The 12516-nt window shown below is 60.8% G+C and carries 10 protein-coding genes and 2 pseudogenes; 5 read left to right on the top strand and 7 right to left on the bottom strand.

Annotation, left to right across the window (positions count from 1 at the left end; genetic code table 11):
* Positions 1 to 93: 93 nt before the first annotated feature.
* Positions 94 to 657: pseudogene (gene istB / locus N4261_RS14075) on the top strand (IS21-like element helper ATPase IstB); the annotation flags it as partial.
* Between the two features lie 4 nt (positions 658 to 661).
* On the opposite strand, the gene N4261_RS14070 reads toward istB, so the two are convergent.
* The 4 genes from N4261_RS14070 to N4261_RS14055 all read right to left on the bottom strand — a co-directional run bounded on the left by N4261_RS14070 (position 662) and on the right by N4261_RS14055 (position 7565).
* Positions 662 to 1027, bottom strand: coding sequence for a hypothetical protein (locus tag N4261_RS14070; protein ID WP_261755933.1), 366 nt, complete (start codon positions 1025 to 1027; stop codon positions 662 to 664).
* Between the two features lie 1201 nt (positions 1028 to 2228).
* Positions 2229 to 3173, bottom strand: a complete 945-nt coding sequence (locus N4261_RS14065) for an ATP-binding protein (RefSeq protein ID WP_261755932.1) — start codon at positions 3171 to 3173, stop codon at positions 2229 to 2231.
* 43 nt (positions 3174 to 3216) lie between these two features.
* Positions 3217 to 4830: a hypothetical protein gene (locus N4261_RS14060; protein ID WP_261755931.1), complete on the bottom strand. Its 1614-nt coding sequence runs from the start codon at positions 4828 to 4830 to the stop codon at positions 3217 to 3219.
* Positions 4831 to 7052: 2222 nt separating this feature from the next.
* Entirely contained in the window at positions 7053 to 7565 is a 513-nt protein-coding gene (locus N4261_RS14055) for a hypothetical protein (protein WP_261755930.1), read from the bottom strand.
* Positions 7566 to 7731: 166 nt separating this feature from the next.
* Here N4261_RS14055 and istA point away from each other — a divergent pair, with 166 nt between their 5' ends.
* Both istA and N4261_RS14045 read left to right on the top strand, forming a co-directional pair.
* Complete coding sequence (gene istA, locus N4261_RS14050; RefSeq protein ID WP_261755929.1) at positions 7732 to 9030, top strand: IS21 family transposase; 1299 nt, start codon at positions 7732 to 7734, stop codon at positions 9028 to 9030.
* Positions 9030 to 9272 (top strand): hypothetical protein, encoded by a 243-nt coding sequence (locus N4261_RS14045; RefSeq protein WP_290428820.1) that lies wholly within the window; start codon positions 9030 to 9032, stop codon positions 9270 to 9272. Before istA ends, N4261_RS14045 begins: the two co-directional genes overlap by 1 nt.
* A 41-nt stretch (positions 9273 to 9313) precedes the next feature.
* On the opposite strand, the gene N4261_RS14040 is transcribed toward N4261_RS14045, so the two are convergent.
* From N4261_RS14040 to N4261_RS14030, 3 genes are all read right to left on the bottom strand, one after another.
* Positions 9314 to 10567, bottom strand: coding sequence for an IS256 family transposase (locus tag N4261_RS14040; RefSeq protein ID WP_261755928.1), 1254 nt, complete (start codon positions 10565 to 10567; stop codon positions 9314 to 9316).
* Positions 10568 to 10685: 118 nt separating this feature from the next.
* Positions 10686 to 11051 (bottom strand): hypothetical protein, encoded by a 366-nt coding sequence (locus N4261_RS14035; protein ID WP_261755927.1) that lies wholly within the window; start codon positions 11049 to 11051, stop codon positions 10686 to 10688.
* On the bottom strand, positions 11033 to 11440 hold the full coding sequence (locus tag N4261_RS14030; RefSeq protein ID WP_261755926.1) for a hypothetical protein: 408 nt from the start codon (positions 11438 to 11440) through the stop codon (positions 11033 to 11035). Before N4261_RS14030 ends, N4261_RS14035 begins: the two co-directional genes overlap by 19 nt.
* Positions 11441 to 11475: 35 nt before the next feature.
* Here N4261_RS14030 and N4261_RS14025 point away from each other — a divergent pair.
* Together N4261_RS14025 and N4261_RS14020 are read left to right on the top strand one after the other, a co-directional pair.
* A pseudogene (locus N4261_RS14025) lies at positions 11476 to 11691 on the top strand (integrase core domain-containing protein); the annotation flags it as partial.
* A 233-nt stretch (positions 11692 to 11924) separates the two neighbouring features.
* Positions 11925 to 12470, top strand: coding sequence for a hypothetical protein (locus N4261_RS14020; protein ID WP_261755925.1), 546 nt, complete (start codon positions 11925 to 11927; stop codon positions 12468 to 12470).
* Positions 12471 to 12516 lie beyond the last annotated feature (46 nt).

The raw sequence follows: 12516 nt of genomic DNA, 5'->3' as shown, positions 1-12516 counted from the left end.
GCGCGTCCTGCATTGATGGACGGGGCACCTGAAGGTTCTCTACCTTGTCCTCTGCCCCGGTAGCAAAGTTCCGGAAAGCAAGCCGCCGCGGTCGGCTTCCAGTGCGAGCACAGCGAAGTCAACGAGGCGCTGGTCCGCCAGTTGCACTGCGGTGACTTCATGGAACAGGCGCAGAACGTCGTGCTGGTGGGCGGTCCGGGGACCGGTAAAACCCATCTGGCCACAGCACTTGGCGTGCAGGCAGTCGAGCATCTGCGCCGGCGTGTTCGGTTCTTCTCCACCGTGGACCTGGTCAACCAGTTCGAGCAGGAGAAGCTCTGCAACAAGAGTGGTCAGATGGCTCATCGACGGGCTCATGCCGACATGGTGGTCCTTGATGAGCTGGGCTATCTGCCCTTCAGTGCTTCCGGCGGGGCGCTGCTCTTCCACCTGCTGAGCAAGCTATACGAGCGCACCAGCTTCGTCATCACGACGAACCTGAGCTTCAGCGAATGGGCCACGGTCTTCGGCGACGCCAAGATGACAACGGCGCTGCTGGACCGCTTGACCTATCACTGCCATATCCTTGGGACCGGCAACGATAGCTATCGGTTCAAGAACAGCTCAGCCCAACCCACCAAGAAGGAGCCCAAGTCCAGAAAGTTATCCACAGCCTGAGCCGTTAGCGGCTCAACAAGGGTGGGTCAAGATTCGATGGAAATGGTGGGTCACCGGTACGCGGAACTGAACATTCCAGTGAAGCTTCCAGCTCCAGCGACGAGAGCTCAATAGATATGCAGAGAAACACGTCGCGCTGCCGAACATGGTGTTCGCACGTGAGGGCGTTCCAGGCGGTCCGCGACACGAGCTCCTCCACCAATGTCGACCAGTGGAGACCGGGGGCCACGGTGACGGGACTTAGTCCGATCAACCGCCTGAAAGCTTGATCTGCGTCGGCTGCTGTTTCATAGGATCCGATCAGCAGTCCGCGGCGATGGATGCCGTTTGCGTTGACGTCTGCAGATGCAGTCCAGATCTTCTTGCTCATGTCGACTGTCCTCTAGTCGCTTGTAATAAATCCGGGCGGACCGCCCTGCGAGCTTGGCACGCGCGTGCGCCCTGGGCCGCGTTGGCCCGGAGTCCTTTGCCAACTGATCCGGTCTCGATCAAAGCTGTCCTCTCGCAACACTTCCAGGTCATGCCAAGGCGCTCCGGCGGCCGCCATGCGAGTTTGGCCGGTGCGTCAGGATCGATCGATGAGAACTGAGATAGCGCATCGCTCAGCCACTCCTTTGTCGCCTCGCGAACGAGCAATGCAGTCAGCCAGGTGGGCGCTATGCTGACAGTGTTCCAGAGTACTGGCAGCGCGTTAGATCCACAGAATGTCGAATCCGGCCAGCCTCTGCGCCGCTCGTGTGTACAACCCAGCCAAGCAAGGGTCTGGGATACAGCTGCGCCGAGCGGGCACTTGAAAGAGGTTACTTCGAATTCGATGTGCGCTGCCGCCCATTCAGACTCAATACAGTCTTGGTGTTCTCCGTACAAGCAATCGACGACCGCGCTGCATTGCTCCCAAGCCAGTCGCCTGATCGACGCAGCCTCGCGTGCATATGGCCATTGCCACAGATCTGGCTCGTTGCGTCCGCAAGGGCCGATACGCGAGACCACAAGCCCATTCTCGCCTTGCTCTATTTCGATATCGACTCCGCATCTAGGCATGGCCTCGGAAGTGGGCTCAGCCGAGGTCGCCCGTCGAAGCGTCCTCTGCCAGTCCGAATTCAGATCGGGTGCAAACGCGTGGGCGCACACGGGACAGTGCCAACCGCGCAACATCAACGGATCGACATGGCGGAAGCACCTCGGGCACCGGTCCAGCAGCCGGTCGCCGTGTACGCGGCAGATGCCGTTGGTCCAATCCTGGAACTCCCACGTGTGATATCGCTCCGACAAGCAGGAGGGACACCACCGAAGTGCCAGGCAGGCACGCTCTCGTACCTGCAAGCTCGGCCTGCCGACGCCGACTAGCATCGTCGTAGCAACGCCCGACGGCAATCCAAGCATTCTGCAAACGCGTTCGGCAGTAGAGATATCGGCAAACATCGTCGGCAATCGGTTCGATGCGGATGCGCCCACAAGCCGCTCCAGGACCGCACCAACGGTGGTCGAGTTCCCATACGCGACCTTGACTGCCAACGAGATCAGAGACTCGCCATTCCTATACCAAGCGGGGTTCCAGCCGGCGATGCGCATCACCACTCCAGGCGACGTGAGCGCCGAAACGCACGAGCATCCAGCTCAGGATTGCCGAGCGTTGCTAGCGCCTCTCCAAGGCCACACTTGTCCACGCACCGTGCAGCAAACGCAGCCAGCATTGCCATGTCCTGCGGGGCAACCTCCTCGGCCGAGTAAAGGAAGCGGCGGACTGCCGAGGCGAAATACGCCATCGGCAACTCTTGAGCTCCGGTCCCCGAACCACTGAGAATCTTCGCGAAGCGCTGACGCATTGGATCGCCTAGTTGGACCAACCGCAGGCCGCGTCGCCAAAGTCCTGGGCAGAAGTGCTCGGTATAGCTCGGTCCGTCAGGCAATGGATAGCGAAGCGAGTCGTAGCCAGACAGGATGCCGTCCAGCTCTTCTAGGCGTGCTCCACGGAATCGATGCGGCCCTAGAAGGAAGTCTGTGATCAGCGAGTGCCTCAGCGACCGTCGCATTCGATCTTCCACCGCCAGCAACTCGCTCTGGCCCGCGATGAGGCAAAAGCACGAAAGGCGTCGTTCGGTTCGTAGTGAATCAACAAAAGTCCTGAGGTCTTCCCATTGACGCAGAGATAGGTTCTCGGCTTGATCGATCGCGACGAACACATGCTTGGTATTGAGGCGTTCAGCTTCAACTTCGACATGACGAAGAAGCACGTCCCTGGTGCTCCTCACGAAGCCATTCTGGATCGCCTCACAAGGAAGCATGAGGCGCCATAGCTGGTCCGGCTGAACTCGAACCGGAAGGTCGTCTGATCGGAGGGCTTGTGCGCGCAGAACGAGTGCTCTTCCGCCGGACTCGAGACCGTCACAGATATGTCGACAGGCAGTGGTTACACCTTGCTTCGGCGGACCATAGATCACCATGCCGCGCTCACCATTGGAAGCTCGGTCTTTGAACTCCGCGACGCACTCTCGAAGCGCGTTGGTCTCAAGCATGACGGAGTCCTCGATAACGGGATGCCTGCTCATGTCCGTCCCGCTACAGCTTGCCGAACAAGCTCGGATCCACAATAGCGTTGGAGAGCGGTGGACCTTCCGCCATGGGATGGCTATCTTCTTCACCAGCATCCGCACGCGATGTGTAGTCCTGCAGTTGCCGACGAACATCATCGGGCAACGATATGTAATGCTCGCTTCCGAGCCCGTACCTGTTCATGAAGCTGACCGTCCCAGCTAGCAGAATGGCAGCGCCGTCATTGCTTTTTGCAGCCTCCCCTAGCCCCTGGATAACACCCATGATCAGGTGAGGTGAGTCAGCCTTGGAGGCGCAGGCCGCATTCTTCGCGATCGCGAGGCATATCCGCCTGAACTCGAGGTCGTGAGGCATGCCACTGAATGCACCGATCAGCGAGACCGGAAAGACAAGGTCCGGTCTCTCTAGGGGGACAGCATGAGCAAATCGAGCATCCTCTTGTACGTAGAGATGAACGCGGGTGTTCCTCAGGTAGCGGAGCTCGGCATGGTCGGCGAGTGCAGGCGATCCGTACTTACCTAGAAAATTGATGCGGAACGGGCCGCTCTTTCCGCGAAGGCGCGTGATCGTTGCGTCGTACTTTGGCAGCAGCTTCCAAAGGGATGACGCTGTGATGGCATCGAGACGCTTGTCAAATGCATGGTGCGTGGCCAGCTTGTCTTGGAGCAGCGCCAGCGGGCTAACGCCGCCACACGCGGCCTTCGCTGTCGAGTTCCAGTTGCGGCAATAGACGTCGAGCAGTTCCTCCGCGAGCGGCAGCGCGATGTGATACCGGACCGCCGCACTGGAGGGATCTCGATATGCCGCCGATCTTGGATTGCTTCCCGTCGACGTCGGCATCGTCTCCATGAAGCTGGCCAGAGAGGTATAGAAGCCCTCGATGAAAGAACGGGCCGTTGGGTCTGCAATCCGCTCGCTGGCAACATTGCAGCGTAGAACCTCCTTTGCAGCCAACAGGCTCTCGGCGCTCAGATGGGAGGCATCCGCATCAAACGCGAGTTCCCGCCACAACCTGGGCCCAAGAACCTCTGCCGGATAAGCGGCGGCGTCTTGATAGCAGAAGTTCGCATTCTGGATGCTGAGCATGTAACGTGGAGGCGGTCGCAGCGCGCGAATCAGCAGTCGCTTGACGTCGTTGGTGTCGTACCGCGTGCGGTGGCTCAGTCCGCTCGCCACACATACCCAAGTCCCTCGATCGACAAGCGCAAGAGCCCAAGGGCGACGTGTTCCGCAAGGCATGAACTGACCACCTGGCCCGGGAACAAGCAAGCCAAACATGCTGTGGAGGCGGTGCTCGTCCAGTTCGAGTCGATCGAACGCAATACCCTCCCCTCGAACGGCATCACGAGCAGCCAATCGGTAGTCCCTGCGGGCCTGCTTCCCGGCTTCGTCGCCAAGCTCGTTGTCAGCACATTGAATGGGCCGCTCCCATTTCCGAGCGAGGTACCAAGACCAGATTGCGCCCTCACCCCGACGACGCGCATCGAAGGGCCATTCATTCCCGAGATGCAAACCCTCGTCTCGGCACAGCGCATGAAACGCATCAATGCAAGCTTTACGAGTAATGACCGATACGGGGGGGGACTTCCCGATGCTCCTTGTGCGAGCGAACTGCACCATGCCTCTCTCAATGGATGGGTACGTCGAGAAACAAGCCGTAAGAACGCCAGATCTTCCGCGCCCCTGCTCCGCAAGAGTTTTGCTGAAGTCCTTCTGTCGACGAGGCTTCCTGCGGCGGGGATTTCGGTATCCAGGTATGCAAACAACCAGGCCTCTTGGTTGGCCGGTCAACGGGTCCTTCTCGAGCGCCTTCTCGACCAGTCGTCGAGCGGCCATCGCAGAAAGGTGGGTTGTCTCGTTGATCTCGCGTTCAGACGCGCCCCGCCACCACATCCTGGCGGCCGAACTACGTGCTGCATAGGCGTCACGCTTCAATGCATCGATCGAGTCGATGGCTGGAAAGGGCAGGCTTTCTAGATCGCCAGCGTCCCGAAGGATCTCGTCACGGGAGCGACGAACGCGTGGCACCCGAGGCGTGGCATCCCTATCGCTCATGAGCGCTCCGCAGCGAGACGGGAAGATGTGGGCCTGGCAGCATCGACGCGATTGGCCAGTACACCGCGCCGCGACGCCAAAGCCGTGCAACTGCGAGAAGCATTTCGTGGTCGTCGACGTCGCAGACTTTGGCCAGCTCTGCCACCGTGCATGGGGATTGAGCGAGTCGCAACAGTGCTTCGGGCTCGACTTCCTCCGTACCCACCGCGAGTCCTGAGTAGAGGAAGTTTTGCAGAGCCAGACGACTTTTCAGCTCCGTGCGCTGGCGTGAAAAGAACGTCGTCCAGCAGAACAGCCGGTAGTCGGCATCGGCCGCTGTCGCGAAGGCGCGCTTCGCTGCAGTGCCAGGGCTCTCAGGGTCTGTGGCAGCGAACGCCGCATCCCAATAGCACTTGGATCCATCCCTCCACTCGACCAACAAGGGGATGTGCGCGGTCCTCTCTTTGAGGCCCTCGCGGAACCTCACTGTCTGGTTTGGCATTGCGATGGCTCGAACCAGAGGCTCAGTGTCAGCCCAAGCGAGCAACGCCTCGTGCAGCCGCGTCTTCAGGACGACTGCGCCTATGGAAGGGCTGAGTACGCAGTGATAGCTGTAGGACGTACGGCGAGGCTCTGTCGATGGCTGTTGCCTGACGGCACGCAGCCGTCGGTCGTCAGCGGCGTCACTGAAGACCAGGAGGGAGCCGCTTCTGTGCAACTGTGGCGATAGGCTCATGGTGCGCAACGCCCAGGAACAAATCGACAGGCAAAATGATTCCCCAATCCCCTTGACGCAGGTGATCCGGCGTCCGATACTCACTTTGCGATCCGCCAAGAACGCAGTGTTACCGAACGAGTTGTTTTTGCCAGCGAGCCGCCCTAGGCTTCCTTTCGGCAGATGAGATGTGGGTACCCCTGGCCTAGCGCCAGGGGGCTACCTCTCCAGAATCAATCAAATCTCGACCAATTCCGGGCAGGACTCGCTCAGGATACTCTGCGGCATTCGTTGTCGCAAGTTTTCTCAGCATGGGCGAGTGCGGCGTTTCTGTCGGAGCGCTAGAGCAAAAAACACGTGCAATGACAGTCGCTTAGGTCTTTCACGTGATTGCTGAAAGGGCGGCGTGAAGCTGCGACAAGGAGCTTTTGCAGCAAAACAAAATCATGTGTATGTACATACTAAAATGTACATTTCAATAATACATGAGCCGCACTGCCAAATGGCAAATGCGGCGGCTAGGGGAAGTCCGAAACTAATTCAAGAATTACCTTCGTGGCGCACGCTAGATCCATTTCTACCTGAGCTGCGCTTGAGATTGCATCCATTCAAAGTTGATGCACTTAAAAGCTTATCTTGCATCATGAACCACATGATTCGGCAAGCGATGCTGGCACCTGGGTGCATAGGACATGGACATGTCGACCGGGGGGGCACGGCGCACTAGATCAGCGACCACTGCGCTGACCATCGTGTTCGGCAACCCACGCGATGCGTTTAACTGGGTTGCGGCGTCGAGGAAGCTGGCCTAACCCGTTGATTCTTCGTTCGCGGTTTCGAGCCATCCCCGGATGCCGCGAACTGGGTTGAGACCGAATTCCCGGATGCACTTTCGGTGGGTTGGACACCCGGATGCGCTTCGACTGGGTTGAAATTCCTCGACCGGCGTACGAGTACTCCCGGATGCGCACTCGTGGGTTAAGTCTCCGACTTCCGGATGCACTTGCCCTCGGTTGCGCTGATGCCTGCTGGTGGCCAAGCGCTCCCGCGCTGGATGGCTGACTGGACGCTCCCGCGCCAGTTCGCTTTCAGGTCAGCTCGAAAACTCCGGCTCGATTTCGGGCTGAAAGCCTGCGCAGCTTTCACCCGCCTCCTGAAACGCTTTTAGGAGCTGGTCGTCCGAGGCCAAGCCTGAAAGCATCAATTCCCCTGACGCCATCTCGGCTTTTGCCTCTGGCGCGAAAGCTCGGCGCCAGAGGGCCTCGGACCAACCTCGCTTGCTGACCGACGCGAGGTGCTCGAGCGCGCTGAGTACAAACAGCCTCGACTGCTCCCGCGTCAGCGCTTCCGTGCCCCATGGTGGGCATTCTCGGTTCGGAAGCCAGCAAGAGCGGGTGACCGAACTCCTGAATTGAGGCCACTCACCCTTGATGGCTGCTGGCACGCCAAGCGCTAGCCCGCATTGAAGCAAGGCCGCAGCTACTGGGCACTTGAATTCAAAGCCGCCGTACTGACCCATAGCCGCGGCAGCCTCGACCTGGCCGCATCCGATATGGGCCGAAGCCATCGTTTCCCAAAGAGCGCTGAGGTACTCGAAACGCTGCATGACGTCTTCGTAGGCGTCCAGCTCCACACTGCTCCCCAGAGCAACACGGACTGACTCGCCATCCTCAGCTCTCCACCACGAGGACACCTCCAAGTGTCAGGCGACATCCAATACTGCCCCCCTGACGACATCCAGAACTGACCCCCTTCACTAGAAGGAGGTCCGCATGACGGACGTTGTGACCGATCCTTCCCGCGTCATGTACGACGGAGGGAGGCAGACGATGTTGGCTCCGCAGGAGGTGCAGAGGATGCTGGCGCTGCAAGCGCAGGGCTGGGGAGCCAAGCGCATCAGCAAGGAACTGGGCTGCAGCCGCAACACCGTGCGGGAGTACCTGCGCAGTGGCGGCTGGAAGCCTATGGACGTGTCGGGGCGCTCCAGCTTGCTCGAGCCGCATTGGGCGTGGCTGGAGCAGCGTCTTCGCCAGCACAAGGGAAATGCCGACGTGGTGCGCCAGGAGCTGCAGCGCGAGTTCGGCATCACTGTAAGCCTGCGCACCGTGCAGCGCGCCGTAGCGCCGATGCGAGTGGCGCTGCGTGCTCAGGCGCTCGCCCACGTGCGCTTCGAGACGGCGCCTGGCCTGCAACTGCAGGTGGACTTTGGCAGCACCCACGTGCAGGTCGGCGAGGAACTCACGCGCGTCTTCCTGTTCGTCGCAACGCTGGGCTACAGCCGTCGCACCTACGTGCTACTGAGCCTGCATGAGCGCCAGTCGGCCTGGCTGCTCGGCCTGGAGGGCGCGTTCCGGCATTTCGGCGGCGTGCCGCACGAGGTGCTCATCGACAACGCCAAGGCGCTCGTGGAGGAGCACAACCGCCAGACGCGCGAGGTCAAGCTCAACGACCGCTTCCGCGCCTTCTGCAGCTACTGGGGCGTGACGCCTCGGGCCTGTGCGCCGTATCGGGCCCAGACCAAGGGCAAGGACGAGCGCGGGGTCGGCTACGTCAAGCGCAACGCCATCGCAGGGCACACGTTCGCCAGCCTGGACACGCTGCAAGCCCACCTGGACCGCTGGATGCGCGACGTGGCTGATGTGCGCATGCACGGCACGACCGGCGAGCCACCCATCGAGCGGTTCGAGCGCGATGAGCGTCGGTCCCTGCGTCCGCTGCCGTCAAAGGCGCCGTTCCTGCAAATGCGCGAACTCGTGCGGCGCGTGCACACCGACGCCTGCATCGAGCTGGACACCTCCCGCTATTCCGTGCCCTGGAAGCTCATCGGTGAGCAAGTCAGCGTCGTGGTGTCCGACTGCGAGGTGCAGGTGCTGTACGCCGGCCAGGAAGTGGCGCGGCATGCGCAGAGCTCCTTGCGTCGCAGCAGCGTCATCGAGCGCAGTCACCTGGCCGGCATCGTCGGCAGCCAGTTCATCGGCGCGACCCGGTTGGCGCCGCCGTCCGCTGCGGCGCCTGCCGAGTTGCAACGCGACCTCGTCGAGTACGAGGCGCTGGTCGGGGGAGCTTGGTAATGGCACGCGTCAAGAAGACCGAACAAGCCATGCCTGTGGACGAACTCGACGGCATGCTGACGCGGCTGAAGCTGACCGCCATCCGCGACCAGCTCGACACGCTGCTGGATCAGGCCTCTCGCGCCGACATGACGCTGCGCGAGGCGCTGCAACTGCTGTGCGCCGCCGAGGTGGCACGCAAGGACGAGCGCCGCATCCAGATGGGCGGGCCTGTCCGAATTTCCGTGTGTAAGGCTCATTGAGCCTTCACTGAATTCGTGAAGCGCATCGAGATCTTACGGGTCTATCTCGTGAATCGATCTTCGTAGAGGATCGCGAACTGGTTCATCGCCGATTTCCAGTTGTGGGCCGCCCGCCCCCAGTCTTCGGTGATGTTGCGCAGCGCCAGCCAGATGAGCTTGGTGGCGGCATCGTCACTGGGGAAGTGGCCCCGGGTCTTGATGATCTTGCGCAGTCGCGCATTGATGCTCTCGATGGCGTTGGTCGTGTAGATCACTCGCCTGACCTCCGGCGGGAACGCGAAGAACGGGATGACCTTATCCCAGGCCCGCCGCCAGGCGCTGACGACGGTGGGGAACTTGCGCCCCCAGTCGCCAGCTTCAAACTCGTCCAGCGCGGCCTGGGCCGCCTCGGCACTCACGGCCTGGTAAATCGGCTTGATCGCTGTGGCCAGCGCCTTGCGATCCTTCCAACTGGCGAAGTCCAGACTGTTGCGGATCAAGTGGACGATGCAGGTCTGCAAGGTCGTGGCCGGGAACACCGCTCCCAGCGCCTCAGGCATGCCCTTGAGCCCGTCGGTGACCGCAATCAGGATGTCGTTGACGCCGCGCGTCTTCAGGTCGTTGAAGACCTTCATCCAGAACTTGGCGCCCTCGGTGTTCTCGATCCAGATGCCCAGGATGTCGCGCGTGCCGTCCGGCAGCACCCCCAGCGCCAAGTACACGGCCTTGGAGCGCACGACCGCGTCCTCCCGGATCTTCACGCGCAGCGCGTCGAAGAACACCACCGGGTACATCGATTCCAGCGGCCGGGTCTGCCAGGCCGTGACCTCGCTGATCACCTCGTCCGTGACCCGGCTGATGAGGTCCGGGGAGACATCCACCGAGTACATCTCGGCGAGAAAGCCCTGAATCTCGCGCACCGTCATTCCGCGCGCGTACATCGCAATGATCTTGTCGTCGAACCCGGTGAAGCGGCGCTCGTGCTTGCCAATGATCTGCGGCTCAAAGCTGCCTTCCCGGTCGCGCGGCACGTCGATGCGCAGCGCGCCGACATCCGTCACGACCGTCTTGGATCCCTCGCCGTTGCGGTGATTGGCCGGCGCGCCCTCAGGCTTCTCCTCGCCCGGCTTGTAGCCCAGGTGGTGGCTCATCTCGGCGCCCAGCGCCCGCTCCAGAACCGCCTTCTTGAAGTGCTGGAAGATATTCTCCAGCTCAGCAGGTGTGACCGGCCCCGGGATCAATTGCTCCAGTGCTTCAGCTGAGAACTGGACCGGGGTCTTGTCCGCCCCAGCAGCGGGTTTCGTCTTGCGTGGCATTCATGCTCCTTGTCGACATGCTATGCCTCACACACGAAAGTTCTGACAGGTCCGCCGTTTCATGGAAAAGCGCTGCAAGCACAGCCCTCCTGACTGCCTCCCTTCCACCAATTAGCGGTCAGCGTGCAAGTACCGACGCCACCTTATCGACTGCGGTCTTGACCAATTCTTTGTCGATTGCAGTGCAGTCCAAGCGTAGCTCGGTAAAGGGAAGTTCAGCAGTCGCCGTGCGCGACACGACGACGACCTCCCCTCGTTGTTCGATTGCTGAGACTTTCCCATACGCCCCAGTAAATTGGTCACCAAGCTCCATGTAAAGACCATCAACTGTTGCCTCGCTATCCGCCCATTGGAACTGCAGGCCTTCTTGGTCACTGCCCTCTTCAACCGGGAAGACGAAGAAGACATAGTTCACATCATCTTCTTGCTCAACGGAAACGAATTCGACAAGCTTTTTTAGTTCAGTCATTTCTTGGTAGTCCACGTTTTGGTTTTGCCATCTTCACGCCATTGGTATTTGATGGTTGCATCATTAGCATAGGCAGCTCTGTTCATATAGCCCCGGCAGTGTGTGCACGGTACTTTCTGACCAGTGATGGTCATGGAACCTCCTTGAGGAATTTCCATCTGTGTCGTAGCGCGTGCTTCTGTATGCGTCGCGTTTGTTGGCCCTCGGAAGCCGCCACCCACTGCAGCTTCTTCTGGTGTCATGTTTCCACTGACGAATCGTTGGTGCCCGACGATATTACCGTCGGCATCTCGAACCAACGCGTTCGCGTTGTGTCTCTTGGGAACAACGCCAACAGGTCCTGTGCGTGGGCAATTTGCCCCTCCGACGATGGTGCGAGCCTCCGCCGTGGTGATGGCTTGCATCTTTGAGGCAGCAGACACCTCTGCCGCCGCCCCACATCGAGCACATTCAGCCCGGCAAGCCTCAACAGAATGCCTACGTGGAGCGCTTCAACAGGACGGTCCGCTACGAGTGGCTGTCGCAGTACCATTGGTCGGACCTTGACGAGGTCCAGGAGTTCGCCACGCAATGGATGTGGCGCTACAACCATGAGCGCCCGAACACGGCCTTGGGCGGCATCACCCCGAAACAACGGCTGGCCATGGCCGCATAGCTCTACTTCTCGGAGCGGTGGATTTCGGGGGGATTACCCCCGTAAGCGTCACGAGGAAGGCTGGCGCGCCAAAGCACAGGTACCCGAAGCGCAGAGCTAATGTGCGCCGCCGGCGACCCAAGCCTGGCAGGTCCGCAGGCATGAGCATCTCAGCAAGCGCCGCATCCCTCTCGGGAGGGATATACGCGACCGTTCACCCTCTGCAGAGTGACAAGTGGAGGTTGCAGCTGATGATGTCCAAATTCCAATCCCGCCTATCCCGCTTATCCCGCCATTTCCGCCCTCAAAGCGTGCGACGCCCTCCGCATCATCGGGGCGACACCGCCCGTGTCATTCTCGTGGTCGCCCTGGTGCTGCCGCTGGTCCTGATGACGAGCAGTTGCACACCCACGGCCCACCAAGCTCGCGCCCCGCTCGCCTATCAAGTCACCATACAGATCGCCGTGAACGATGAGAAGCCGCAGCAGCAAAGCGCCACGGTGCTGCCCGGCAAAGCGACCGAACTCCGCTTCAACCAGCTTTCAACGCCGCTTGTGGTCCAAGTATCCGCCTCTGCGGCGGCGTGGCTCCACGATGTTGACCTGAAAGCAAGCTTCGTTGGTCGGACGCCCGAACTGTCGTTGGAATGGGCGGAGGCGCAGAACTTGGGCGTTCCGGCAGAGCTGACGGCAACCACCGGTAGCCCGCCAGTGCGTTATCGCTTCGTCATGACCGCGGACGCCGCAGTGCCGGCACCTGGAGAATCCGCCCTCTCCTTTCTGGGCTCAGTCCGGCGATGAGCGGAAGACGCCTCACATGCGGCGTCTCGCCGTCTTCCTGGCCGTG

The organism is Roseateles amylovorans, assembly GCF_025398155.2.
GTDB classification, from domain to species: Bacteria; Pseudomonadota; Gammaproteobacteria; order Burkholderiales; family Burkholderiaceae_C; genus Roseateles; species Roseateles amylovorans.
Note: the sequence above shows the minus strand (reverse complement) of the source record. Positions and strands in the feature narration are given on the sequence as shown.